The 25,711-nt window shown below is 61.3% G+C and carries 24 protein-coding genes and 1 pseudogene; 12 read left to right on the top strand and 13 right to left on the bottom strand.

What is annotated here, in order from left to right:
- Positions 1 to 114: 114 nt before the first annotated feature.
- Complete coding sequence (locus V1279_RS23045) at positions 115 to 324, top strand: hypothetical protein (protein ID WP_334446778.1); 210 nt, start codon at positions 115 to 117, stop codon at positions 322 to 324.
- Positions 325 to 330: 6 nt separating this feature from the next.
- Here the strand turns inward: V1279_RS23045 and V1279_RS23040 are convergent.
- Positions 331 to 381, bottom strand: a pseudogene (locus tag V1279_RS23040) (hypothetical protein); the annotation flags it as partial.
- Positions 382 to 654: 273 nt separating this feature from the next.
- Here V1279_RS23040 and V1279_RS23035 point away from each other — a divergent pair.
- Together V1279_RS23035 and V1279_RS23030 are read left to right on the top strand one after the other, a co-directional pair.
- Complete coding sequence (locus V1279_RS23035; RefSeq protein ID WP_334440532.1) at positions 655 to 1,881, top strand: acyl-CoA dehydrogenase family protein; 1,227 nt, start codon at positions 655 to 657, stop codon at positions 1,879 to 1,881.
- A gap of 10 nt (positions 1,882 to 1,891) precedes the next feature.
- Positions 1,892 to 2,446, top strand: coding sequence for a flavin reductase family protein (locus V1279_RS23030; protein ID WP_334440529.1), 555 nt, complete (start codon positions 1,892 to 1,894; stop codon positions 2,444 to 2,446).
- 53 nt (positions 2,447 to 2,499) lie between these two features.
- Here V1279_RS23030 and V1279_RS23025 read toward each other — a convergent pair whose 3' ends face one another.
- Together V1279_RS23025 and V1279_RS23020 are read right to left on the bottom strand one after the other, a co-directional pair.
- Positions 2,500 to 3,375 carry a polysaccharide deacetylase family protein gene (locus V1279_RS23025; RefSeq protein WP_334440526.1) on the bottom strand — a complete coding sequence of 292 codons (876 nt, stop codon included), beginning with the start codon at positions 3,373 to 3,375 and terminating at the stop codon, positions 2,500 to 2,502.
- Positions 3,376 to 3,400: 25 nt separating this feature from the next.
- Positions 3,401 to 4,507, bottom strand: coding sequence for an LLM class flavin-dependent oxidoreductase (locus V1279_RS23020; protein ID WP_334440524.1), 1,107 nt, complete (start codon positions 4,505 to 4,507; stop codon positions 3,401 to 3,403).
- A gap of 175 nt (positions 4,508 to 4,682) precedes the next feature.
- Here V1279_RS23020 and V1279_RS23015 point away from each other — a divergent pair, with 175 nt between their 5' ends.
- The gene (locus V1279_RS23015) at positions 4,683 to 5,564 is read left to right on the top strand and encodes an FAD binding domain-containing protein (RefSeq protein ID WP_334440521.1); all 882 of its coding nucleotides are present in this window, start codon (positions 4,683 to 4,685) and stop codon (positions 5,562 to 5,564) included.
- Positions 5,561 to 8,434: a molybdopterin-dependent oxidoreductase gene (locus V1279_RS23010; protein WP_334440518.1), complete on the top strand. Its 2,874-nt coding sequence runs from the start codon at positions 5,561 to 5,563 to the stop codon at positions 8,432 to 8,434. The genes V1279_RS23015 and V1279_RS23010 overlap by 4 nt, the downstream gene beginning before the upstream one ends.
- Positions 8,435 to 8,471: 37 nt before the next feature.
- On the opposite strand, the gene V1279_RS23005 is transcribed toward V1279_RS23010, so the two are convergent.
- Complete coding sequence (locus tag V1279_RS23005) at positions 8,472 to 9,626, bottom strand: zinc-dependent alcohol dehydrogenase (RefSeq protein WP_334440515.1); 1,155 nt, start codon at positions 9,624 to 9,626, stop codon at positions 8,472 to 8,474.
- Positions 9,627 to 9,814: 188 nt separating this feature from the next.
- On the opposite strand from V1279_RS23005, the gene V1279_RS23000 reads away from it, so the two are divergent.
- The 7 genes from V1279_RS23000 (at position 9,815) to V1279_RS22970 (ending at position 16,706) form a co-directional block, all read left to right on the top strand.
- A complete protein-coding gene (locus tag V1279_RS23000; protein ID WP_334440512.1) occupies positions 9,815 to 10,822 on the top strand; it encodes an ABC transporter substrate-binding protein in 1,008 nt (335 codons plus the stop codon).
- 37 nt (positions 10,823 to 10,859) lie between these two features.
- Positions 10,860 to 11,675 (top strand): ABC transporter permease, encoded by an 816-nt coding sequence (locus V1279_RS22995; protein ID WP_334440509.1) that lies wholly within the window; start codon positions 10,860 to 10,862, stop codon positions 11,673 to 11,675.
- Between the two features lie 4 nt (positions 11,676 to 11,679).
- Positions 11,680 to 12,465 (top strand): ABC transporter permease, encoded by a 786-nt coding sequence (locus V1279_RS22990; protein WP_334440505.1) that lies wholly within the window; start codon positions 11,680 to 11,682, stop codon positions 12,463 to 12,465.
- A complete protein-coding gene (locus V1279_RS22985) occupies positions 12,462 to 13,523 on the top strand; it encodes an ABC transporter ATP-binding protein (protein ID WP_334440502.1) in 1,062 nt (353 codons plus the stop codon). The genes V1279_RS22990 and V1279_RS22985 overlap by 4 nt, the downstream gene beginning before the upstream one ends.
- A gap of 8 nt (positions 13,524 to 13,531) precedes the next feature.
- Positions 13,532 to 14,371 (top strand): phosphodiesterase, encoded by an 840-nt coding sequence (locus V1279_RS22980; protein WP_334440500.1) that lies wholly within the window; start codon positions 13,532 to 13,534, stop codon positions 14,369 to 14,371.
- 142 nt (positions 14,372 to 14,513) lie between these two features.
- A complete protein-coding gene (locus tag V1279_RS22975) occupies positions 14,514 to 15,482 on the top strand; it encodes a Bug family tripartite tricarboxylate transporter substrate binding protein (RefSeq protein WP_334440498.1) in 969 nt (322 codons plus the stop codon).
- A gap of 477 nt (positions 15,483 to 15,959) precedes the next feature.
- Complete coding sequence (locus V1279_RS22970; protein ID WP_334446541.1) at positions 15,960 to 16,706, top strand: Crp/Fnr family transcriptional regulator; 747 nt, start codon at positions 15,960 to 15,962, stop codon at positions 16,704 to 16,706.
- A gap of 26 nt (positions 16,707 to 16,732) precedes the next feature.
- On the opposite strand, the gene V1279_RS22965 is transcribed toward V1279_RS22970, so the two are convergent.
- The 9 genes from V1279_RS22965 to V1279_RS22925 form a co-directional block, all read right to left on the bottom strand.
- Entirely contained in the window at positions 16,733 to 17,419 is a 687-nt protein-coding gene (locus V1279_RS22965; RefSeq protein ID WP_334440496.1) for a cyclase family protein, read from the bottom strand.
- A 35-nt stretch (positions 17,420 to 17,454) separates the two neighbouring features.
- The gene (locus tag V1279_RS22960; protein WP_334440494.1) at positions 17,455 to 18,744 is read right to left on the bottom strand and encodes a TRAP transporter large permease; all 1,290 of its coding nucleotides are present in this window, start codon (positions 18,742 to 18,744) and stop codon (positions 17,455 to 17,457) included.
- Positions 18,745 to 18,749: 5 nt separating this feature from the next.
- Positions 18,750 to 19,196, bottom strand: coding sequence for a TRAP transporter small permease (locus V1279_RS22955; protein WP_334440492.1), 447 nt, complete (start codon positions 19,194 to 19,196; stop codon positions 18,750 to 18,752).
- Positions 19,197 to 19,365: 169 nt separating this feature from the next.
- Positions 19,366 to 20,367 carry a TRAP transporter substrate-binding protein gene (locus V1279_RS22950; RefSeq protein ID WP_334440490.1) on the bottom strand — a complete coding sequence of 334 codons (1,002 nt, stop codon included), beginning with the start codon at positions 20,365 to 20,367 and terminating at the stop codon, positions 19,366 to 19,368.
- 46 nt (positions 20,368 to 20,413) lie between these two features.
- Positions 20,414 to 21,112: a GntR family transcriptional regulator gene (locus V1279_RS22945; protein WP_334440489.1), complete on the bottom strand. Its 699-nt coding sequence runs from the start codon at positions 21,110 to 21,112 to the stop codon at positions 20,414 to 20,416.
- Between the two features lie 160 nt (positions 21,113 to 21,272).
- On the bottom strand, positions 21,273 to 21,992 hold the full coding sequence (locus tag V1279_RS22940) for a molybdate ABC transporter substrate-binding protein (protein WP_334440486.1): 720 nt from the start codon (positions 21,990 to 21,992) through the stop codon (positions 21,273 to 21,275).
- Complete coding sequence (locus tag V1279_RS22935) at positions 21,989 to 24,130, bottom strand: xanthine dehydrogenase family protein molybdopterin-binding subunit (protein ID WP_334440483.1); 2,142 nt, start codon at positions 24,128 to 24,130, stop codon at positions 21,989 to 21,991. Before V1279_RS22935 ends, V1279_RS22940 begins: the two co-directional genes overlap by 4 nt.
- Positions 24,127 to 24,597 (bottom strand): (2Fe-2S)-binding protein, encoded by a 471-nt coding sequence (locus V1279_RS22930; protein ID WP_334440480.1) that lies wholly within the window; start codon positions 24,595 to 24,597, stop codon positions 24,127 to 24,129. Before V1279_RS22930 ends, V1279_RS22935 begins: the two co-directional genes overlap by 4 nt.
- A gap of 21 nt (positions 24,598 to 24,618) precedes the next feature.
- Positions 24,619 to 25,593, bottom strand: a complete 975-nt coding sequence (locus V1279_RS22925) for a Bug family tripartite tricarboxylate transporter substrate binding protein (protein ID WP_442894906.1) — start codon at positions 25,591 to 25,593, stop codon at positions 24,619 to 24,621.
- Positions 25,594 to 25,711: the final 118 nt, after the last annotated feature.

The raw sequence follows: 25,711 nt of genomic DNA, 5'->3' as shown, positions 1-25,711 counted from the left end.
CACCGATGGGGGACGATCAAGATCGTCTCGCGTATTGAACGGCCGGCATCCTTGTCGGACAAGGAGGCGGCGTCCTACTGGCGTAGCGCAGCGGCCTGAACCGGAGAAAATGTAATGTCAGCGACCATCCCACCGGCCACCATGAAGGAGCCCGCAATTTTTCTGGCGCATTTCATTGGCGATGCGCAGCCGTTTGACAGCTTCGATGCCATCTGCGGCTGGGCGGCTGGACTCGGTTACAAGGGCGTTCAGGTCCCGACCTCCGATCCACGCCTGCTCGAGCCCACCGCGCGCCGCCATTTCCCATTCGCCTTCGGTCGATAGCCGCGTTCCCGACCAGTGGCAATAAGCGACGGCGTCGTCCCAAGAGACATGCGCCACGGGGTGATCGAGCCGGCCGACGACGGTGCTTTCCGGCCCCCGGCTGCGCCCAATAGCAAGGGGAGACCAAAACGTCTCAATAATATGCGCGGCTGTATAATATGCGCGGCTGTCGCAGGTTCATCTGTAGATACTAGCCCGACATCCAGTTCACGACATCGAAGATGAGAGCGAAGTCAGCTTCGGGTCACGATCGACGCCTTGATCATTGCCGGTCAGCCGGTAGACTGACAAAGCTCGAGCGGCGCAAAGCACGGAGCAGGCGAGGAAAATATGGCTGGAGACGGCGGAAAGCCGGATGCAGGTTCGCCCGCGGGGCCGGACGCGGACAGCTATGTCGCCATGGTCGCGCGTGCCAAGGCCCTGATTCCAGAATTGCGCGATCGTGCGTCAAAGACGGAGGAGCTTCGGCGCCTGCCTCCGGAGACCGAGCGCGATTTGCATGACGCAGGTTTGTTCCGAATCGTGCAACCCAAACGCGTTGGAGGTGCCGAGCTTGACTATGTCGCTCTGGTCGATTGCGCCGAGGCGCTGGGGCAGGCGGACGCGTCCGTGGCGTGGAACTTCGCCAATCTTGCCAGTCATCACTGGATGCTGGGCATGTTTGACCGGCAGGCGCAGGACGCCGTCTGGGACAGGAATGCCGATGCGTTGATCGCGTCGTCCTTCATATTTCCAGCCGGCCGCGCGAGAAAGGCGGATGGGGGATATTTCCTTCGTGGTCACTGGCCGTTCTCCTCGGGCGTCGAGTCTTGCGACTGGAACATGCTTGCCGGCGTGGTATCTTCCGAAGATGAGGCTGACGGCATCGAGTATCGAATATTCCTGCTTAACAGGAGCGACTACAAGATCAACGACACCTGGAATGCGACGGGGCTGTGCGGCACCGGGTCAAATGACGTATGGGTTGAGGATGCCTTTGTCGCGGAGAAAATGACTGTTGCGGTGAGCGAGCTGACCGGCGGACCGACGCCGGGAAGCATAGTCAACCCAAACGCGCTGTATGCGCTGCCGGTATTCACTCTCTTCCCTTACGTGTTGTCGGGCGTTGGCTTGGGTAATGCGCAGGCTTGTCTGAATGACTACGTCGAATTCGCGCGGCATCGCGCCTCGACCTACAATCGCGCCAAACTAAGCGACCTGCAGACGACCCAAATCAAGATCGCAGAAGCCTCCGCCAAGATCGACGCGGCCCGCCTCGTCATGCGCACGAACTGCGCCGACGCGATGGCTGACGCAAGGCGGGGCCACGTTCCCGACCTTGCGGCCAAGACGAGATTGCGGCGGGATGGTGCGTTCGCGGTGAACCTCTGCACCGAAGCGGTCTCGTTGTTGTTCGCGGCAAGCGGTGCGCGCAGCCTGTTCACGTCAGGCGCACTGCAGCGGCAATTCCGCGACGCCCACGCGGTGAATTCGCACCTCGCATTCAATTTCGATGCGGCAGGAACCAATTATGGACGCGTGGCGCTTGGCCTGCCGTCCGAAAATCTGACGCTCTGAGGCCTGGCGGATGTCCGACGCACCCAAACATCCGGCCGATCCGGCCAACGAATTTGCCAGCGACAATTCGGCGATCGATCCCCGGGACTTTCGCAATGCACTTGGCACTTTCGCCACGGGCGTCACCATCGTCACGGCGATGGCGGCGGATGGAAGGCCGTATGGCGTGACCTGCAACTCCTTTGCCTCAGTGTCGCTCAATCCGCCGCTGGTATTGTGGAGTCTGGGGATGTTTTCTCAAGGACTCACGATCTTCCAGAATGCCAGCCATTTCGCGGTCAATGTTCTCGGAGCTTCCCAAGAAGCACTGGCGTCTCGGTTTGCAAAATCATCGGACGACAAGTTCGCTGGCGTGAACTGGACGCCGGGTCTTGGCAACGCGCCGGTGTTGACCGACAGCGTCGCCAATTTCCAGTGCCGCGCGGCAAATCGATATTACGGCGGCGACCACATCATCTTCCTCGGCGCCGTCGAAGCCTACGCCTATAATCGGCAGGAACCGCTGCTGTTTGCGCGCGGCGGCTTCGGCCGGTTTATTGCCGGGGATGGCAACAAGTCCTCGTGAGCGGACCGCCGAATCTCGTTGGACCTTCTGCGGCCCTGTCACAGACCCGCAATCTAAGTCCTTGCCATCTCTGCGCGATACCAGTCGCCAATCTCGCTGGCTGTCATCAGTGCCACGCCGTCGTGGCCGAGGACGTAGTCGAGCAGCGCCTCCAGATATTTGATGCGATGCGGTATGCCCGTAATGTAGGGGTGAATTGAGATCGCCATGATCCGCGCGTTCGATGTGCCTTCGAGATATAGCCGGTCGAACTGATCGGTGCAGCGTTTCAGGAATTGCTCGGAAGGCAGATGCTGCAGCGCGTGGATGACGATATCGTTGGTTTCGACCGAATAGGGGATCGTGGTGATGGTGCCGTGAGGCGTCGCAATGTCCTGCGGCAGATCGTCGATCACCCAGTCCGCGACATACTCGATGCCGTTCAGGCGCAGCAGATCGAGGGTCTCCTCGGTCTCGGTGAGGCCGGGGCTTTCCCATGACCGTGGCGGTTTCCCTGCAAATTTCGAAATTGTCTCGACCGAGCGCTTGATGGCGTCCGCCTGGTTCTCGACCTTGTGCATCGGCCCCTGCACGAAACCGTGACCCATGAATTCGAATCCGGCGTCGAGCGCAGCGGATGCGACGCGCGGGTAGGCGTTGCAGACATTGGCATTGAGCGCCAATGTCACCGGCATTTTGCGATCGGTCAGCGCCTTGAACTGTCGCCAGAATCCGGCGCGCATGCCGTATTCATGCCATGACCAGTTCGGCACGTCGGGCAAGAGCGGCTGACCCATTGGCGGGCTCAGCACCGTGCGAGGCATGGCGTTCTCGATCCGCCATTCTTCGACATTGAGGATAACCCATACCGCAAGTTTCTTGCCGCCGGGAAGCGTCAGCTTCGGTCGGTCGACTTGTGCTTGATAGGGGATGCGATCGCTCAGTGCCACGGCAAGCTTTCCTGGTGTAGATGGTCTATTCGGCGGCCTTGGAGGAGCCGGATGCGCTGGCATTGACTCGTGGCATGACCTTTTCGGCCATCAGGATCATCGACTGGCGTCCGAGTTCGCGATCCTTCCAATCCTTGCCGGCATAGAGCAGTGTGCCGAAAGGCCCGGTCTCCTCCTGAAAAGCCAGCAGTTGATCTGCTACGCTCTCCGGCGTGCCATGAATGATCAGCTTGTCGCAGATCGACTCCAGCGTCACCTCGTCATCGGGCTGATCGCGGCGCGTTTTGAACAATTCGATACGGCCACCGCGCTTCAGCTTGGTGAACAGCGAGTGATAGTAATAAACATAGGGCCCATTCGGATCGGTGGCGTAGGCCTTCGCCGTTGCTGCGTCCTTGGCGACGAACACGCTCTTGGCAACGCGCCAATTCGCCGGATCCGCAGGGCGGCCGGCGCGTTCGCAGCCTTCGACATATTTCGGCCAGTGGCTTTTCACCCAGGCTGGCATCAGGAAGTTTGCTGAGATCGGTTCCCAGCCGCGTGCGGCGGCTTCCGTCACGCCCTTTGAGAACGGCGCCACTGCGGTGACCACGATCGGCGGGTGCGGCCGTTGCAGTGGGCGCGGGATGAAGCCCTGGCCGATGTCCTCTATCTGGGTCTTCTGAACCGATATGTTCCAGAATTGGCCTTGCAGATTGTAGGGCGGCTCGCTCGCCCAGATCTGAAGCACTTGATTGATCGCCTCCAGGAACATGGCATTCCTGTCGGCCTCGAGATTACCGAACACTTCCGCGTCCGATAGCAGGCCGCCGGGGCTGATGCCGAAGATCAGGCGTCCGTCGAGCATATGATCGAGCATCGCGATCGAGGCTGCAACTGCCGCCGGATGAGTGTTCGGCATGTTGACGGTGCCGGTGCCAAGCTTGATCTGCCTGGTTGCGGCTGCGAGCCACGCGATGAAAGCTATGCAGGAAGTGATATTCTCGGCCTTGTCGGTGACGTGCTCGCCGACATAGGCTTCGGTAAAGCCGAGTTCATCGGCCAGCAGGAAAGCCTCGCGATCCTCCTTGAGCGAAAGCCGCCAATCCTTGTCGACAGGATGAACCGGCATCGTAAAGAACCCAAGCTTCATGGTCTGCTCTTCCCCAAGGCAGGGCTTTTTGTTTGGCACCGAACGTGCGTCGTTCGCCGCACGAAAACAAGCTCAAAGTCGAAATAATCACCCGACAACAAACTTGACCTTTGGCGGTCTCAGCCGTCTAATCCCGCAAAAATGCCGATAGTTGGTCGGGGAGGTCACGCAAAAAATGAAGGCCTCGGCTTTCGCTTACGCCCGCGCAACCAGCGTCGCAAATGCGCTGGAATTGCTGACCGCACATGGCGAACGGGCCAAGGTGTTGTCGGGCGGCCAGAGCCTGCTGCCGGCGATGAATCTGCGCCTGGTCGCGCCCGAACTCATTATCGATATCGGCGAGTTGGCCGAATTACGAGGAGTTGTGGTGAAGGGAGGCATCCTCACCATCGGTGCGCTGACACGCCATGCCGATCTCTTGAAATCTCCGGAAATAGCAGCCCATGCTCCCTTGCTGACGGATGCGGTCGCCCATGTCGCCCATCCTGCAATCCGCAACCGCGGCACCCTCGGGGGAAGCCTTGCGCATGCAGATCCAGCTTCCGAACTGCCGGCCTGCATGCTCACGCTTGGCGCCACCATCATTGCTCGCGGGCCGCGCGGCGAGCGGCGGATTGCGGCAAGCGAGTTTTTCGCCGGGATCTACGAAACTGCGCTTACGCCGCAGGAATTGCTGGTCGGCGTTGAGCTGCCGGTGCTTCCTAAAAACCCGACCTATTTCTTTCATGAGTTTGCCCGTCGACATGGCGACTACGCGATCGTCGGTCTCGCAGCGCAGGCCTTCGTCAAGGATGGACGGTTTACTGATGTTCGCCTTGGTTTCTTTGCGGTCGGCGATCGCCCGTTGCTAGCCAAGTCTGCCGGCAGACTGGTCGATGTCGCCATTACGTCTACGGTGTTGTCCGAGGCGTTTTCCGCGTTGGATGAAGAGCTCGACCCTCTGGAGGATCATCAGGCGACACCCGCCATGCGCCGGCACCTGGCGAAGGTCCTGTTGGCGCGTTGCGTATCCTCGCTGCTCGATTGCCCTGATCTCCACGCGGGAGCATCAGCGTGACGACTGCGGCTGCGATTTCGCTTGTTGTCAATGGTGAACGTGTTGAAGCGAATGTACTGCCGCGCCTGAATTTGGCGGATTTTCTTCGTGAGCATCTTAAGCTGACCGGCACGCATGTCGGTTGCGAACATGGAGTGTGCGGTGCATGCACGGTCCGCGTCGATGGCGATATCATCCGTTCCTGTCTGCTGCTTGCGGTGCAGGCGCACAATGCGACGGTTGAGACGATCGAGGGGGTCTCCGACAGCGGCGAGATTGCGGATTTGCAGTCTGCATTCCGGGAGCGTAACGCACTGCAATGCGGCTTCTGTACGCCGGGAATGCTGATGGCGGCGCAGGATCTGCTGAAGCAATCGCCGTGTCCGGATCGAGAACAGATTCGCGAACATCTTTCCGGCAACTATTGCCGCTGTACAGGCTATCAAGCGATCGTCGACGCCATCGCGACTACAGCGCGGGCGCGCCGGGCGCTTGCCATGACGTCAGCACAGGAAAATTCGGAAACGCTTTCTGTGCTGGACCGTCCGAACTCCTATATCGGCAAGACGGTGCCGCGGCCGAACCTCGACCGGCTGATGCAGGGGCGCGGGCTCTATGTCAGCGACATCGAGCTGCCGCGTATGGCGCATGTCGTGTTCCTGCGCTCGCCGCATGCGCACGCGAAGATCAATGGCATCGATGCTTCGGCGGCCAAGCAGATGCCGGGAGTGATCGCCGTCGTCTCGGGCAGTGAACTCTCGACCGTCATCACGCCGTGGGTCGGCGTACTCTCGCATTTGAAGGGTCTCAAATCCGCTCCGCAAAGCGCTATCGCGGTTGACCGCGTGTGCTGGCAGGGCGAAGCGGTCGCGGCCGTGGTGGCGAGCAGTCGCGCTCAGGCCGAGGACGCCGCGGAGCTTGTCTTGGTCGATTATGAAGAACTCGATGCCGTAACGGACATGCGCACCGCGCTTGATCCGGCAACCGTCGTGATCCATGCCTCGCTCGGCGACAATCTGGCTTTTGAGCGCAATCACGATGCGGGCACCGTCGATCGGGCCTTTGTCGAATCCGACGAGGTGGTGGAGGCAGAGTTCGTTTTCGGACGGCACACCGGCGTGACACTCGAACCGCGCGCGGTGGTAGCAGACTGGAACGCCGCGGAAGCGAGACTGACCATCTATCAAGGCACGCAGGCGCCGCATATGGTGCAAAATATCGCGGCGCTCCATCTCGGTTTAAGGGAATCGCAGGTCCGCGTGATCTGCAAGGACGTCGGCGGCTCCTTCGGCATCAAGGTTCACATTTATGCCGACGAGATGGCGACTTACGCGCTGTCAAAGCTCCTGCGGCGTCCGGTCAAATTCGTCGCCGACCGAGTCGAGAGCTTCAATACCGATATTCATGCCCGCGACCATCGCTGCAAGGGAAAGATCGGCGTCAAGCGCGATGGCACCATCACGGCATTCGAGATCGACGATCTCACGGGGATCGGGCCCTATTCGATGTACCCGCGCACCAGCGCGATCGAGGCCAATCAGGTCGTCAATCTCGTCGGCGGTCCCTATGTGACGAGGAATTATCGTGCCCGGGCCCGCGTCGTGTTCCAGAACAAGAACGTGATGTGCCAGTATCGCGCCGTCGGTCACCCGATCGCCTGCTCGGTGACGGAAGGCCTGGTCGATCTGGCGGCCATGAAGATCGGCATGGATCCGATCGAGATCCGTCGTCGCAATCTGATTGCCGATGACGCTTATCCCTGCGCTTCGCCGTCAGGTTTGCGCTTCGAGCAATTGTCGCACCATGCAGCGCTCGCCAAGCTCGTCAAGATGATGGACTACGAGGCGTTGCGCACCGAGCAGGCTGCCCTGCGAGCGAAGAACATCCATCGCGGCATCGGCATCGCCAGCTTCATCGAAGTTACCAATCCCAGTGCGGCGTTTTATGGCGTCGGCGGTGCTAAGATATCTGCGCAGGATGGCGTCGCGGTGCGGCTCGACGCGCAGGGGTCAGTGATCTGCCAAACAAGTATCACCGAACAGGGGCAGGGATCGGAATCGCTTACCGCACAGATCGTCGGAAGCGTGCTTGGCGTCTCGATGGATCGCGTCCGCGTGATCCTGGGCGATACCGACAATACACCGTATGGCGGGGGCACCTGGGCCTCCCGCGGCGCCGGCATTGGTGGCGAGGCCGCGCTGCAGGCTACCAAGGTACTGCGCAGGAACATCCTCGACGTTGCGGCCGCCATCCTGCAATCGACGCCCGGAGAACTCGACATTGTCAACAATGGCGTCGTGAATACCGTCGATGGTACGCTGCGGATCGATTTGAGCGAGCTCGCGCGTATTGTTTATTTCCGTCCCGATACGCTGCCGCCAGGCATTCAGCCTGAACTGATGGCTGTCAGGCATTTTGTCCCGCGCGCATACCCCTTCGCCTTCACCAATGGCGTTCAGGCCTCTTGGTTGGAGGTCGATACCGATACCGGCTTTGTGAAGCTGCTGAAGCATTGGGTGGTCGAGGACTGCGGCACCATCATCAACCCCCAACTGGTCGATGAGCAGATCAGGGGTGGCGTGGTGCAGGGCCTTGGTGCCGCGCTGTTTGAGAAATGTGTGTATGACGAACGCGGCCAGCTCACCAACGCCAATATGGCCGATTATCTGGTTCCGATGTCCGGTGAGATGCCGGATATCGATGTCGGGCATGTGGTCTCACCGACCTTGGAATCGGAGCTCGGTGCGAAGGGCGCGGGCGAGGCCGGGACGGCAGGTGCGGCAGCGGCCGTAACCAACGCGGTCAACGACGCCCTCCGGCCGTTTGGGACAATCATCACGGAGATTCCACTGACGCCTCAGGTTATCCTGACCGCCTTGGGGCGAATCTAGTACGAAGTTCGAAGGGCGGTGACCGCCGCCACTTACGCTATTCAGCCGCCGCGCTCGCGATCGCGCCCGCCTGCCGGTTGGTGACAACGACCTTGATCGCATCTTCGACGCGCTCGCGGGCATAGCGCAGCGCAGTCGGCAGGTCGGCCAGCGGAAATGTGTGGGTGTGGATCTTCGTCGCATCAAAGCGCTTTTCCGCCATCAGCGCCATGGCGCGGCGGGTGGCGCTGCGGCCTTCGCCGCGAATTCCGTAGGCATAGATATTGTTCTTCACGAGATGCGCGAGATCCATCGTGACTGGATCGTGCGGAAACGCAGCGAGGCAGATTTTCCCGCCGCGGTTGGTCATGTGAATGGCCTGGTTGATCGTCGATTCGCTTCCGGCACACTCGACCACATAGTCCGCGCCGATGCCGCCGGTGAGTTGCCTGACCACCTCAACCGCATCCTCGTCGTTGATATTGACGACACGGTCGGCGCCGAGCTCCCGGCCGATCGCCAGCCTTCTGTTGCGCGTCCCGGTAAGGATGACCGGGCTGGCGCCGAGCGCCTTGGCGACGGCCACCGCGAGTAGTCCGATCGGCCCCGGACCAATCACCACGACGCTCTCGCCGGCTACCAACCCTCCCAACTCCGTCAATCCATACATCGAGGTACCCGCGGTGACGACCAAGGTCGCCTCGGCGTCGCTCATGGTGTCGGGCACCCGCGCGAGCGTATTGATGTGATTGATGGCGTATTCGGCAAAGCCGCCGTCCGTCGTGAAGCCGTTTGCGCGATGGCCCTTCTCCGGCTTCCCGTAATTCAGACACGACGTATACATGCCCTGGCGGCAACGCTTGCACTGGCCGCAGCCGGCGTGGATCTCCACGCTGATCCGCTCTCCGATCTTGAATTCGTCGACGTCGGGCCCGAGTGCGGCGACCGTCCCCATATATTCGTGGCCGGGCGTAAAATTCTTGTTGAAGGGCAGGCCGCCTTCGATGCTGGCCGGCGAACCTGAATGAATGACTTCGAGATCGGTGGCGCAGATCGCAACGGCGTCGATCCGGATCAGAACTTCGGCGCGTGAAGGGACGGGCACCGGCTTTTCAAGCAGCAACAGCTGGTCCGGGTCGCCCAGCACCCAGGCCTTCATCCGCTCGGGAATGGGCAGTGCGGGCGATGTCTTCACGCCTGAGGGTTGGTACATGGGCGTATCCTTTCGCTTCGGATGCTACCGGAAATCGCCGGCCGACAAAATTGCCGAATACGGGCGGCGTTTGCCGGGGGCATTTGCTGCATAGCAAAACGCATGTCGCAAAACCTTCATACGCGGCCTATACTTGCACACCGGTTGGTAATGAGATCGTCAATTGCCGCCCTAAACCGGAGTGACCCATGAAGACCGCTCGTTTTGTACTTGCCTTGCTCGCGCTGTCGCTGATCGCGCCCTGGCACTCAGCCAAAGCGGCCGACGTCATCTGCTACAATTGTCCGCCGGAATGGGCGGACTGGGCTTCCATGCTGAAGGCGATCAAGGCTGACCTCAACTACGATATTCCGCACGACAACAAGAATTCCGGCCAGGCGCTGGCTCAGATCCTCGCCGAGAAAAACAATCCGGTCGGCGATATCGGCTATTTCGGTGTCACCTTCGGCATGAAGGCCAAGGCGCAGGATGCGCTCGAGCCCTACAAACCTGCGAAATGGGATCAGGTTCCTGCCGGCCTGAAGGATGCCGATGGCCACTGGACCACGATTCATTCCGGCACGCTTGGCCTGTTCGTGAACAAGGACGCGCTTGGCGGCAAGCCGGTGCCGGCCTGCTGGAAGGATCTTCTGAAGCCTGACTATAAGGGCATGGTCGGCTATCTCGATCCGTCGTCGGCGGCCGTGGGATATGTCGGCGCGGTCGCACTCAATCTGGCGCTTGGCGGCTCCGAAGCAAACTTCGATCCAGCGATTAACTTCTTCAAGGACTTGCGGAAGAACGATCCGATCGTTCCCAAGCAGACTTCCTATGCCCGCGTCGTCTCCGGCGAGATGCCGATCCTGTTCGACTATGATTTCAATGCCTATCGCGCGAAATATTCGGAAAAAGGGAATTTTGAATTCGTGATCCCCTGCGAGGGATCGGTGGTGTTTCCCTACGTCGTCGGCCTCGTCAAGAACGCGCCCGACAAGGACAAGGCCAAGAAGGTGCTGGATTATCTTTTGTCCGACAAGGGGCAGGCGATCTGGACCAACGCCTACCTCCGCCCGGCGCGGCCGATTGACCTGCCCGAGGCGGTGAAGAAGAAATTCCTGCCTGACAGTGACTATGCGCGCGCGAAGAACGTTGACTGGGGACGGATGGAAAGCATGCAAAAAGGCTTTGTCGACCGCTATCTCGCCGAGGTCCGCTGAGGCAATATGGCGCCTCTCGCCGGGGCGCTATCTTCTGATGTCACATAGGTCTTTTGTCTGGTTTTGCCTGCTGCCGCTTGCGGTGGTGACGGCGGCATTTTTCCTGTTGCCTATGGCGCGGCTCGTCGTAACCGGGGCAGGCGGATCGCAGGGGCTCGCGGGATATCTCGCGATCGTGACCGAGCCGCGTTACCGTGCGACGCTTGTCAACACCGTCCTGCTTGCCGCCGCGACCACTATCGTGACCCTGATCGTGGCGACGATTGCCGGGATGTTTCTGCAACGGCATCGTTTCCCGGGTCGCGCCGTTCTGATTGCGATGCTGACCTTTCCGCTGGCGTTTCCCGGCGTGGTGGTCGGCTTCATGATCATTCTCCTCGCCGGGCGACAGGGCCTGATCGGCGATTTCTCCAACCGCCTGTTTGGTGAGAAGCTGGTTTTTGCCTATTCGATCTACGGCCTGTTTCTCGGCTATCTGTATTTCTCCATTCCGCGCGTCATTCTCACCATCATGGCCGCGGTGCAGAAGCTCGATGTCGGCCTGGAAGAAGCCGCGCGTTCGCTCGGCGCGGGCCCGTGGGCAGTGCAGCGCGATGTCGTCCTGCCGGCCCTGGCGCCGGCTTTCGTTGCCTCCGGCGCCATTGCCTTTGCGACCGCGATGGGTGCGTTCGGTACGGCGTTTACGCTGGCGACGAACATCGATGTACTCCCGATGCTGATCTATACCGAATTCACGCTGGCCGCGAGTTTCTCCACCTCGGCCGCGTTGTCGGTCGGGCTTGGCATCATTACCTGGTTCATTCTTGCGCTTGCTCGCTCCTTCAGCGGAAGCGCCGTCGCTGCGACCGGATGAGACCATGCGCGATCGTCTGATCTTCACCGGCCAATTCATCTTTACGCTGCTCGTCGCGGCATTCCTGGTGGTGCCCGCGATCCTGTCGATCTCCGCCGGCGTCACGGTGAACTACTTTCGCGGCATCCAGTCCGGCGTGACCCTGCAATGGGTCGTGCAGGTATGGGAGCTCTATGCCGGCACTATCCTGCTGTCATTCGTGGTCGCATTTGCGACGCTTGCGGTAACGCTCGCCGCGGGCGTTCCAGCCGCCTATGCCTTGCACGTGCGGGGAGGGCGCCTGTCGCGGATCGTCGAGGAGATCATCACCCTGCCGTTGGCGATCCCTGGCCTGGCCATCGCGCTGGCACTGCTGTTGACCTACGGAGGTTTCGGCGATTTTCGCCGCTCCTGGCTGTTCATTCTCGTGGGCCATGTCATCTTCACCATGCCCTTCATGGTGCGATCGGTCATGGCCGTGTTCGCGACAGTCGACATCAAGACGCTGGACGAGGGCGCGGCGTCGCTCGGTGCATCGCCGTGGCGGCGCTTCCGCGATGTGATCGTACCTAATGCCGTGCCGGGGATATTGGCGGGCAGCCTGATGGTGGTGACGTTGTCGCTCGGTGAATTCAACCTGACCTGGATGCTCCACACGCCGTTGACCAAGACGCTGCCGATCGGACTGGCCGACAGTTACGCCTCGATGCGGCTGGAGGTGGCGTCTGCCTATACGCTGATCTTCTTCGTGATGATCATTCCACTGCTGGTTGCCATGCAATTGTTTGCCGAGAAGGAATCGAAGAGATGAGTGCGCAGGCCGGACACGGCGCCTCGGTGCGTATCGAGGCCTGCGGCAAGACGTTTGCCGACGGAACGCGTGCGCTCGAACCTGCAACGCTGGACATCTCCCGTGGTGAGACGCTGGTGCTGCTCGGCCCCTCTGGTTGCGGCAAGACTACCATGCTGCGCATCATCGCGGGGCTCGAAGTGCCCGATACTGGCGGCAGGGTGCTATTCGACGGCAAGGACATGACGGCGGTGCCGATCGAGCGGCGTAACGTCGGCATGGTGTTCCAGTCCTACGCGCTTTTCCCCAACATGACCGTATCGGACAATATCGGCTATGGTCTGAAGATCCGCGGGATACCGGCCAAGGAGCGGGTGGCACGCGTCGCCGAACTGGTGGCGTTGACCAATATCTCCGGGCTTGAAAACCGCCGCATCGACCAGCTTTCCGGCGGGCAGCGTCAGCGCGTCGCGCTGGCGCGCGCGGTTGCGATCCGGCCGGGCATCCTGTTGCTCGACGAGCCGCTGACGGCGCTCGACGCCGCGCTGCGCGACCGGCTGCGCGGCGAACTGAATCGCCTGCTGCGAGCGCTGGGTATCACCACGATTTACGTGACCCACGATCAGTCCGAGGCCATGGAGCTCGGCGATCGCATCGTCGTTATGCAGAAGGGAGCGATTGCCCAGATCGGCACGCCACGCGAGATCTACTTCACGCCGCAAAGCCGCTTTGTCGCCGAATTCATTGGCGCCGCGAATATCGTCGAAGCGGCTATCGAGAATGGTCACTTGGTATTGCCGGGCGGACGGCAGCCGATTGACGACGATGCAAATATGCCGGCGGCTGTTGCGATGATCCGCCCCGAGACCATAAGCGTGGTGGAAGCCGGAAGCGCGCCGCTGTTGGGCACGATCGACAGCGTCAGCTTCATCGGCGACAGGCAGCGGCTGGTCGTTAGTGGCGCGTCCAACAGGTTGCTCACCGTCGACGCGCCGAATACGGTTCAAGTCAGGCCCGGCGAACGGATCGGATTGTCGATTTCGCCGGACGCCGTCCGCCTGTTGCCGCTCGGTAACTGAGAAGGTCGATGTCGCCAAAGCCGGTTCATATTGCCCAGATCTCCGACCTGCATATCAAGCCGCCCGGATCGCTTGCCTATGGCAGGGTCGACACCGCCAAGGCGCTCGAGCGGTGCGTCGCCGCACTGAACGAATTCGAGCCGGTACCCGATTTCGTGGTGATCTCCGGCGATCTGGCGGACACGCCGACGGCCGAGGAATATCAATATCTCAAGCGGCTGCTGTCGCCGCTCAAGCTTCCGTTTGCCGGCATTCCCGGCAATCACGATTCGCGCGAGTTGATGCGTGCCGCGTTTCCTTCCGCTTCGTATGCCTTCGTGTCCGGGCCACTTAATCAGAAGATCGAGGTCGCCGGGCTCGATCTGCTGTTGCTGGATTCAAGCGTATACCGAAAGCCGCATGGCGAACTCGACGGGCCCACGTTGCAATGGCTTGATGGGATGCTGGCTTCGTCGCCCGACAGGCCGGCGCTCTTGTTTCTGCACCATCCGCCGTTCAAGGCGGGCATTTGGCACATGGACCGCCAGAACCTCCTCAACGCGGGCGATCTCGCGCCCATCGTGCGCCGTCATCCCCGCGTGCAACTGATCGCAACGGGGCATGTCCATCGCGCGACACTGACCATGTTTGCGGGCGTGCCGACCACGATCTGTCCAGCCCCGAACCATGCCGTCGATCTCGATCTGGCCGAGCTGCGCGAACCCTCCTTCAAAGTCGAGCCGCCCGCCTTCCACCTCCATAGCTGGTTTCCAGGCGAGGGGTTCGGCACGGTCGTGACGCATCAAGTCCCCATAGGTACCTTCGATGGGCCGCATCCGTTTTTTGGACCGGACGGCAAGCTCCTTTAGTCACCGCGCGCCCCTTGGTCGGCATTCGCTGCCCCGGGGCAGTCCACTTTCCGGACCGATTGCAAAGCGGAGAGTTCGAGCGCAATCTTTCCTCAAGAGAGGCGGCTGCGATTGCGCAAGCCTGCCCGATCAGGGGAAATGTATGCGTCTGGTCCATTTGCTGATTCCGGCGCTCGCGCTGCTCTCAAGCCAGCAAGCGATTGCCCAGGGGAGTTATCCCGACCGGCCGATCAAGATGATCGTGCCGCTTGCCGCGGCAAGTGCGGTCGATGTTGCTGCGCGGATCGTCACCCAGAAGATGGCCGACAATATGGGCCAGCAAATCGTGATCTTGAATCAACCGGGCGCGTCGGGGCTGATCGGGGCGGAGGCCGTCGCCCGCGCCGAACCGGACGGTTACACCATTGGCGGATTCAATGACAGCATCATGACGATGGTGCCGAACCTGCAGTCCAGGATGCGCTGGGACATCCTGAAGGACTTCGAGCCGGTGTCGCTGGTTGCGACGGTGGAGTGGGGGCTGATTGCCAACAATCAGGCCAGCTTCAAGAGCGCAGCGGATCTGATCGTGGCAGCGAAGGCGGCGCCCGGCAAGATCGACTATGGCTCGGGCGGGCCAGGAAGCCCGCAGCATCTGGCGATGGCGATGTTCGCGTCGGCTGCCGGCATATCGCTGACGCATGTGCCCTACAAGGGCGCCACCCAAGCCGCAACCGACATTGCCGCCGGCCAGATTCCCGTTGGTTTTCAGGGCTTGGGCACGGTCGCAACGCTTGTGCGCGGCGGTCAACTCAGGCTGATCGGGGTGACCACCGAGAAAAGATTGTCGCAATTCCCTGATGTGCCGACCGTCTCGGAATCCGGCCTGCCCGGCTTCTTCTTCAACTCGTGGTTCACGATTCTCGCCCCTGCCAATACCCCGAAGGACATCATTGCCCGTTTGAATGCCGAGGTGCTGAAGGCCGTCGGTGATCCCGACGTGCGCCGCAAACTTGAAGAGCTGGGTTTTGCGGTGCGCGGCAGTTCGGCGACGGAATTGCGTGTCATGACGCGCGATCAGCTCGCCAAGTACGCGCGCGTGATCAAGGAAATGGGAATCGCCAAGGAGTAGCCGCCGACGGATGGCGACACAGGCGCCAGCGGCCGGCAGTCCGTCTCGCAAATCAATAGCAGGAGTAACGGCGGCCGCCGCGGCCGATCGCAGGTCTCTTTACCCATGCCGAAGGAGTTGTCTCTGCGGCATCCGGCTATTTCTACGCGACGGGCCTGGTTTACGGGTTTATGGCCGCATTTGTGATACTGTTTTCCGCCTATCAGGGATGGGACAGGCGACGGCTCCGCTTCTTGTCAGCCTGTTGAGGGTAGCTATCGTACTGGCCGGCGGATGGATGCTGCTGCAGCAAGCGCCTCGGCTCGATTGGCTGTACTACCTTGTCGCAGGTTCCACGGTTATTGGAGCGTTAACACTGGGCATCGTTTTCGCATACCGGCCGCCAAATCGACGCGTTTTGATGCTTTCCGGTTGAAAAGCCGGCCCGCGTTGATTACGGAAGGGCTGCAATCCCGTGTTCCCAGGAGTTTGACTGGCGTGCCTCAACAAAGGACGGGTGAAGCTCACGGATTCTCGAGCAGCAAACTGTCGGTCTTGCGCAAGCACCCGATTTTTGCCGACCTCGAGCCAGAGGCTTTCGAGCAGCTCTGCCGTTACGCCAAACACTCCACGCTGAAGCGGGGGACCACGCTGTTTTCCAAAGGGGACCCCGGTCACAGCCTGTACGCGGTCATTTCGGGTACGGTGAAGATGAGCATTTCCTCGCCGGACGGCCGCAACGCGATCCTGAACATCGTTGGGCCTGGGGAAATTTTCGGCGAGATCGCGCTGCTCGACGGACAAGCCCGCTCGACCGACGCCATCGCAAACAGCAATTGCGAACTCTTCGTCATCGACCGGCGCGAATTCATCCCCTTTGTGAAGGCTCAACCGGCGTTGGCAATGAAATTCATCGAATTGCTCTGCGAGCGGTTGCGATCGACCAGCGATCAGGTCGAGCAGATTATCCTGCAGAATCTGCCAGGACGGCTGGCCAGTGCGCTGCTTCGCCTGTCCGAAAAGCACACCTCTGCCCCGCAAGGCCGAACCATCGCGATCACGCAGCAGGAGATCAGCGAGATGGTCGGCATGACCCGGGAGAGCATCAACAAGCAGTTGCGCGCCTGGGCCGGCCGCGATTGGGTGCGTCTCGAGCACGGTGCCATCGTTGTGCTGAATGCCGAGATGCTTCGTGAGACGGCAGAAGCGGGGTCCGGGCACGTCGAGAAGGGAGATTGGGCCTAACCGGCTGACACCGCCCCTCGCGACCTTCACATGTCAAACACCGCAACCGCGCGGATCGGCGAAGCCGTCCCGCCGCGCCACTTCATCGGCAGGCCGATGAAGGTGAATTGGCCGCGGCCAAGCAGCGCTTCGAGATTACACAGGCTCTCGATATGGGTGATGTCGAGGTCGAGACAGGCCTTGTGGACAAGGGCATTCACCTTGCCCTCGGGTCCCGGCCGCATCGAATCGATGCCGAAATGCACGACGCCCTGCTGCGCCAGCCATTCGGTGGCAGCGACGTTTACGCCGGAATTGTCGCTGGAATATTCCTTGCGGGGGAATGTTCGCGCGTGGTGACCGGTGCAGAGCAGCACGGTGCCCCCCTTTGGCACCGGCACGCCGGCCTTCGTCACCGCCGCCTCGAGATCGGCGGGCGTAATCTCGGCGCGCGGCGCAATGTGGCGCAGGTCGATGCAGATGCCCGGCACGATGCATTTTTCCAGCGGATACTCATCGATGGATATGCCGCTCTTGCCGAAATGTCTGGGTGCGTCGATATGGGTTCCGGCGTGGTCCACCATGGAGATGAACATCGACGCCAGCCCGTGCACATTGCCGGACTCGGCAAAGGATTCCTCGTGGGTCTTCCAGACGCCGTGCATGACCGGCGGATGGCCGGGATAGCTCGGCGTGCGGTGATAGAGCTCGCGGCTGAGGTCGACGATCTTCACGCGGAGTCTCCCCGCCGCGAACTGCGGCGCCTACTCTAGAACCCGAACGCCCTTGGCAGCGCCAGCGACAGCCAGGGCACGTAGGTCACGATCATCAGCACCGTAAACATCACGTAATAGAATGGCCAGATGCCGCGCATCACCTCATCGACCGAAACCTTGCCGATGGCGCAGCCGACGAACAGGGTGGTCCCCACCGGCGGCGTCAGCAGGCCGATGCCGAGATTGAGCAGCATGACGATGCCGAAATGCACGGGATCGATGCCGAAGCTCTTCACGACCGGCAGCAGGATCGGGGTGCAGATCAGCAGCAAGGGCGCGAGATCGAGCGCCGTTCCAAGAACCAGCAGCATGATGTTCAGCCACATCAGCAGCACGTATTTGTTGGCGGATATGGCAACGAAGAATTCGGTCATTTTCGCCGGCATCTGCATCAGGGCGGCGACATAGCCGAAGCATGATGCTGTGGCCACCAGCGTCAGTACCATCGCCACGGTTTGCAGCGTCTTGTAGACCAGCAGCGGCAGTTCGGACCATTTGTAGTCGCGATAAATGAACATGGTGACGAAGAACGCCCAGACACATGCGACTGCACCCGCTTCGATCGGGGTAAAGACGCCGGTGAGGATGCCGCCCAGAACGATGACCAGCGTCACGATCCCCCATACGGCGTCACCGAGCATCCTGATCGCCTGTCGGATCGGCACAGGCTCCCCCTTGGGATGCTTGTCGCGATAGGCGTAGAACAGGCAGAGCACCATCAGCGAAAAGCCGAGCAACAGGCCGGGGAGCACGCCGGCCAGGAACAGGCTGGTAATCGACACCACGCCGCCTGTCGCCAGCGAATAGATCACGGAATTATGGCTCGGCGGAATGATGATGGCCTGCAGCGAGGCGCTGATGGTCACATTGGTTGCGAACACGCGCGGATAGCCTTTGGCGGCCATCTGCGGAATCATCACCGAGCCGATCGCGGATGTATCGGCGACCGACGATCCAGAAATGCCGCTCATGATCGTGGTCGCGAGAATATTGACCTGCGAGAGGCCACCCCGCATCCGCGTGAAACCGACGACGACGGCTGCGAAGTCGACCAGTCGCTTGGCCATGCCGCCCTCGGCCATGATGGCGCCTGCCAGCACGAAGAACGGGATGGTCAGCATCGAAACCTTTCCGACGCCGCTGGCGAATTGCTGCATGACCGCGCCAACCGGCAAGTCGATCCAGAGCGCGCCGACCAGCGAGGACATGGCCAGCGCATAGGCGATCGGCATGCCGATCGCGAAGAAGAAGCACATGCTGAGAAGCAGAACCGCGATATCCATGGAAATTACTCGACCGGTACGTGGGCGTCGCTGCCGTCACGCGGCGGCGGGCCAATGGTGAGGCGTTCGACGACGAACAGAAGCATCATCGCGCCGCTGACCACGATCGGGAGATAAGTGATGCCGACCGACAGCCACGGAAATTCGTCGACCGAATTATCCCAGGTGGTCTGAACAAGCCGCAGCCCCCAAAAGACCATGAAGATCGCAATCACGCCCATCAAAACTTCGCTGAGGAAGAGAGAAGCGCGGCGTAACGGCGGCGGCAGCAAATCGGTGCCGACAGTCATGTTCATGTGGATGCGCTGGCGATAGCAGTTGGCCGAGCCGATGAAGGTAATGCCGACGGTCAGCAGCACAGCCATCGGCTCAGGCCATGACGAGGCGCTGTTCAGGATGTATCGGGTATACACGGCCCACGGGATGACCGCGGAGACCAGCACGAGCGCCACGCACGCGATCACGGCGCCGGTCCAGTAAACTGCATCGTTTACACGCCGGAAAATTCCGGCCGGAGAATTCGACATTTTGACCTCGGAGAATAACAGCGCTTCAACCGCTTCGGCGGCTCGGAGAGGCGGTGGCCGGAACGGACGTCGCCGGCCACTCGCCAACCGCGAGCTAGTTCACCGCCTCGATGCGCTTGACCATCGCAGCGTATTTCGCGCCGTACTTGTCCCAGACCGGTTTGACGGCATCCTGGAATGGCTTCTTGTCGATGTCGGTGATGATTTCGGTTCCGGACGCCTTCATTTTTTCGATGGCCGCGTTCTCCGCTTCATACCAGAGCACGCGCTGCTCGGCCTGCGCTTCCTTCGAAAGTTTCTTGATCAGCGCTTGATCTTCCGGCGACAGCTTCTGCCAGGAGATTCGTGAGAAGACCAAAAGCTCCGGAATGATCAGGTGCTCGGTCATCGTGAAATATTTGGCTACTTGATAGTGGTTCTGCGCTATGAACGATGGCGGATTGTTCTCTGCGCCGTCGACCACGCCTGTCTGCATCGAGCTGAAAACCTGATCGAAGCCCAGCGCGACGCCGTTGCCACCCAGCGCATTCATGGTGTCGACGAAGAGCGGATTGCCCATCATGCGGACCTTGAGGCCCTTGAGGTCGGCAATGGTCCGGATCGGCCGCTTGTTGTTGTAGACGTTGCGCGAGCCGGCGTTCATCCAGCACAGCGCGATCAGGCCGGTCTTTTCGGCCGAGGAAATCTTCGCCAGCAATTCGTCGCCGATCTCGCCGTCGATCACCTTCTCCATGTGCTTGGAGTTGCGGAAGACGAACGGCATGTTGAAGACATTGACGTCGTCCACAACGGGGCCGACGGCGCCGACCGAAATGCGGGCGATCTGCAGCGCGCCGAGCTGCGCCTGCTCGATCATTTCCTTTTCGCCGCCCAACTGCATCGAGGGGAACATCTGGATCGTCAGCCGGCCGTTGGTGGCGGCTTCCAGCTTCTTGCCCATCCGGACGACGGCTTCGACCGTCGGATAGCCCAGCGGATGAACGTCCGATGCCTTCAGCACTATCTTCGTTTGAGCAAATGCGGATGACAGCGGCGTTGTGGCCGCCATCGTGGCTCCGAGCCCTGCACTCAGCTTGATGAAGTCGCGGCGTTTCATGGTGTTCCTCCTGATGTTGTTTATCGTTGTATGAGCTTTTCGAACTCTAAGGTCGCTCGTCGAAGTACTCCGGATTGATATGTTGAGTAGCTGAGATGTTCTCGAGAAGGCTTTCGAGGTGGATTTCCATCGCCCGCCTTGCGCCCTCTGCGTCATGCGCCTCGATCGCGGTGAGGACGGCCTGGTGTTCGACGATCACTTTTGCGATCCGCCCGTACTGGGGCAGGGTTAGCCGCCGATAGCGATCGACGTGGACCTTCACCTGCTGGATATATTTCCAGATTCCAGGATAGCCGGCGACATCGGCGACTGTAGCATGAAACATTTCGTCGGCCTGATGAAACGTATCGCTGTCTCCGGCGGCGCTGGCCTCGCGCTGCCGTTCCAGGATCGACTGCAGCGCAAGAATCTGGCTCGACGTCGCGCGTTCTGCGGCGAGCCGCGCGGTGGTTTCCTCCAGCGCTTTGCGTATGATGATGGCCTCGGGGAGTGCGGCGACCGGGATGCGCGAGACGAAGATGCCGGACTGCGGATAGATCTCCAGCAGGCCTTCATCCGATAATTTGAGGATCGCCTCGCGAACGGGGGTGCGGCTCACCCCGTAGGCGAGCGCGATCTGCGCTTCCGAGATGGCCTCGCCGGGCCGGCGCTGCAGCGACACCAGTTCGGCCCGAAGATCGGAATAGATCTTCGACGCCGCCGTTGCCGCGCGCGGCCTGCCGCTGCGGCGCGTGCCGGCGGCCATTCGGCGAACCGTTGGATCCGTCTTTTTCGATGCGCGGGAGGGCATGGCTGCTTTCTCGATTGATATATTAGTATATGAATTGGCTTTGACAATCAGAAATCGAGCCGCGCAGTAGTTTTGTGCTGTGCGCCCGGGAGAGCCTCATCCAATAAATTGAGCTCTACGCTGGCACCTGGTCCCGGCCGCCGATGAAGCCGGCGCGTTTCCGCTGTTCATGTTGTCCGGCGCCGGTCAACAAGCCGATCAGGTCCTGCGCTCGTTGCGGGTGGGCGGCGGCGGTCGTGATGCCCGCCGTGTACATCGTTGCAAGTTCGCAGCCCGATGGCAGCGAACCGGACAAGGTTACGCCCTTGGTGCTGATGATCTCGGTCGATTGCGTGCACCCGATCGGACGTCGCGCCTCGGACGCCGCCAGCTCGCGCATCGCGGTTGCGCCATTCGGGAAAATCCTGAGGCGAGCGGAAACCTCATCGGCGACGCCGAGCTGCTGAAGGACATTAGCCACGTGAATTCCGGCTGTGGAGGCCCTGGTATCCGGCACGAAGATCGCGTCGGACGCCAGCAAGGCCTCGCGCAAATCAGCGGCATCCCTGACGGTGGTCTGGGGATCGCCGGTGCGAAAGGCGAGGGCGGTCTCGACCAGGCCGACATCAGCCATCGAACCGGCAACCACCAGCTTCTCCTCAGCCAGTTTGGCGACGAGGGCCGCGGTCAGGATGACGACGTCTGCCGGCGTGCCCTTGCGCAATTTGTCGGCCATGGCGCCGACCGCGCCAAATTCGCCGGCAATATCGAATCCGGTCAGGCCCTTGAAGGCCGACGTCAGGCTTCCGACCAGGCCCTGTGCCGCACCGCCACTCAGGATGTTCAGGGTGCTCACGAGGTCAATTCCATCGCGGCAATGATTCTGTCACGCGTAATCGGCAGATCACGCACCCGCACGCCGAGCGCGTCGAACACCGCGTTGGCGATGGCTGATGTAACCGGTCCATGGGCAGCCTCGCCGGCGCCGACCGGGTCGATATCAGGCCGCTGGATTACCTCAACCTCGACATCGGGCACTTCGCTGAAGCGCAGGATCGGATATTCCGTCCAGCTCGTGCTGGTGATGCGTTGGCGGTCGAAGCGGACGCGTTCCTTCAGCACCCAGCTCGTGGCTTGAATGGCGCCGCCCTCGATCTGGTTGATGACGCCGTCGGGATTGATCGCTTCGCCGACATCGACGGCCAGTGTCAATTTCCTGACACAGATCTCCTCGGCGCCCTCGATCTCGGCGATCGCGGCGCAATAGGCGCCGGTGTTCTTGTAGCGGGCAAAGGCCACGCCGTGACCGATGCCCGGTTGCTTCTCGGGCTTCCATTTGGCGCGAGCGGCAACGGCGCGGATGACATCCTTGGCCCACTCATCCCGCAAGTAACGCAGCCTGAACGCGACCGGATCCTCGCCGCGCTCGGCGGCGATTTCATCGAGGATGGATTCAATCGCAAACACGTTGCCCTGCGCGCCGAGCGTTCGCAGCGCCGAGGTGCGGATCGGCATGGTCGCCAGACGATAGCTCTCGATACGCCAGGATGGAAAATCATAGAGCGGGACCGAGTTGCGATCGCTGCCACCGCCGTTTGCCTGCGGCGGATTGGTCGAGACCATGCGCGGAAACGGGTCCGCCAGTTCGAATCCCGCCAACAGCGCGGGAAGCGCCGCGCGTCCCGGCCGCGCCACGTGACCGTTGCCCCAGATCGAGTGCCGCCAGTCGATGATTTCACCCTGCGCGTCAAGATCGGCCTCGATCTCGATCGCCATCGCGGCGCCAAAAGGTGCGTCCGACATTTCGCCGTGGCGCGACCACTGTACGCGCACCGGTCGGCCGCCGGCGCTTCTGGCGAGCAGCACGGCATCGAGTGCGACATCGTCGGCGGCATTGTGGCCGTAGCAACCGGCGCCCTCCATATGCTCGACCGTGATGTTTTCGACGGGCAGCTTGAGAACCAGCGCCAGATCGGCGCGCAGGAGATAGACGCCCTGGCTGTGGGTCCAGACACGAACGCGGTCGCTGCTCCACTGCGCCATTGCGCAGGATGGGGCGATCGACGCGTGCGCAATGTAAGGGCGGGTATATTGCCGCCTGACAGTCCGCGCTGCCGTGCCGGGCGACGCAGCCGTTTTCTTGCTGATTGTCGTCGATTCCGATGGCTGAGCTTTCAGGAATGAGGCCAGATCGTTTTCGTCGGGCAGGGGCTCGCCGTCGGACCAGGACGCGCCTTTGCACAAGGCGTCGAGAGCCGCCTCCGCGCCATGTTCGGTCTCGCTGACGACGCCGGCAAAACTGCCGTCGCGCACGACTGCAACAAGACCGGCCACCGTGCGAGCGCCATCTTCCTTCAATTCGGTAAGTTTCGCGCGCGTGTTCTCCGGCCGTAGCACGCGGCCATGCAGCATTCCCGCCAATGCATGATCGTGGATGAATCGCGGCCGGCCCAAAACCTTGTCCGGAATGTCGATCCGCTGAATTGAATTCCCAGCCAACGCCCGGCGCGATGCGATCTTTGGCGTTGCTCCGGGCGTGGCATCGCGATCGAGCGAGACTTCCTCGGCAAGTTCCCAATAGCTGGTTCTGACATTGCCCGGTCCTGAAATGGTGCCGTCCTCGATGTCGAGCGCATCGATATCGACCCCCAGCCGTTCCGCCGCCTGCTGAAGAAAGATCCGGCGGACCTCGGCACAGGCATGGCGCAACGCTCGGCCCGACTGCTGGATGGAGAGACTGCCCGATGTGACGCCTTCGTTGGGGCTACTTGCCGTCGACGCGCGGACCATCTGCACGCGCGACAGATCGATATCGAGCTCGTCGGCGGCGATCTGTGCCAATGCCGTGACAATGCCTTGCCCGATCTCCACCTTGCCCGGCGAGATCGCTACCTGTCCGGTGCTTGAGAACTTCACCCACAACGACAGCCTCGGGTTCGCTGCAAGGCTTACCGGCAATGCGGGCGGGGAGGGAGCGGGCGCCGGCTGGTTCATCCTGCCGCCATTTCTTCCGCCGCGCGCAGCACCGCCCGCACCATGCGATTATGCGAACCGCAGCGGCAGAGATTGCGGTCGAGCGCTTCCTTCACCTCCCGGCTCGTCGGTGACGGATTTCGCTTCAACAGTGCCGCCGCGCTCATCAGGATGCCGGAGACGCAATAGCCGCATTGCAGCGCCTGCTCGGCGATGAAGGCGCGCTGCAGCGGATGTGGCTGCTCGATCGTTCCCAGCCCTTCTATGGTGGTTACATCCTTGTCGGCCACGGACCACAGCGGCGTATCGCAGGCGGATACCGCACGATCGCCAATGATGACATTGCAGGCGCCACACTCGCCGGCGCCGCAGCCAAAATGCGGTCCGGTCATGCCGATTTGCCCGCGCAAGATATCCAGCAATGCCCGGTCGGGATCGGCGTCTATTTCCATCTCGGCGCCGTTGAGGCGAAATCGAACGTTCGGCATCGAGGGTGAACCTTCGGCTTCTTATTGCGGCGGCTTGTCGAATTTCTTGACCACTTCCGCCCATTTCACAATATCGCCGCGCAGGAATTTGTCGAATTCATCCGGCGTCATCGACATCGGAACGGCGCCTTGCTGGGTCCAGAGCTTGACCACGTCGGGCCGTTTCACAACTGCGTTCACGGCCGCATTGATTTTGTCGATGATCAGCTTTGGCGTGCCCGCGGGCGCCATCAAGCCGAGCCAGATCGTGGCCTCATAGCCGGGAATACCGGCCTCGATCACCGTCGGTGCATTGGGCAGGACGGTCGACCGCGCCTTGCCTGTCGTGGCCAGTGCGCGCACCTGATTTTCGGCGACGTTGGGTGCCATTGCCGGAACCGCGTCGATCATCATCTGCACCTGGCCTCCAATCACGCCGCTGCGCGCTTCGCCGCTATTGCGATAGGGCACGTGCACGAGATCGATGCCGGCCATGGCTTTGAACAGCTCGCCCGCCATGTGGTACGGCGTGCCCTGACCTGACGAGGCGTAGTTCAGTTTCCCGGGCTGCGATTTGGCCAGCGCGATGAATTCCTGCAGCGTTTTCGCCTGCACCGAGGGATGAACCACGATGACGAGGTCGGAGTAATTGACCGGCGCGATCGGCGCGAGATCGCGCATCAACTCGTATTTGCGCTGTGGAACCAGGGATTCATTCGCGGTCTGGGTGTTCGACATCATCAGCAGCGTGTAACCATCCGGCGGCGACTTGACGGCTTCCTGCGTGCCGATGACGCCGCCGGCGCCGGTGCGGTTTTCGATCACGAAGGCCTGGCCGAAACTTTCCTGCAGAATGTTGCCAATCTGGCGGGCGGTGACGTCGGCAGGACCGCCGGCGCCGAAGGGAACAATCACCTTCACCGGTCGTGACGGATAGTCCTGCGCCAGGCCGGGCGCAGCCAGAAGAGATGGCGCCGCAACAATTGCTGCCAGCGCGAGCGCCGTTCTCAAGCGCATCATATCGACCTCCCCAACTTGGTCTTTTTCTGCAAGGGCCCGTTTACCGGCCTCGTGCCAAGTCTAGCTATCCGCGCACCGACCGCTAGTCCCAAGAATCAGATATTCGTCTGCGCCG

Source organism: Bradyrhizobium sp. AZCC 1610 (genome assembly GCF_036924515.1).
Taxonomy (GTDB): domain Bacteria; phylum Pseudomonadota; class Alphaproteobacteria; order Rhizobiales; family Xanthobacteraceae; genus Bradyrhizobium.
This window is presented reverse-complemented; position numbering and strand designations above follow the sequence as displayed.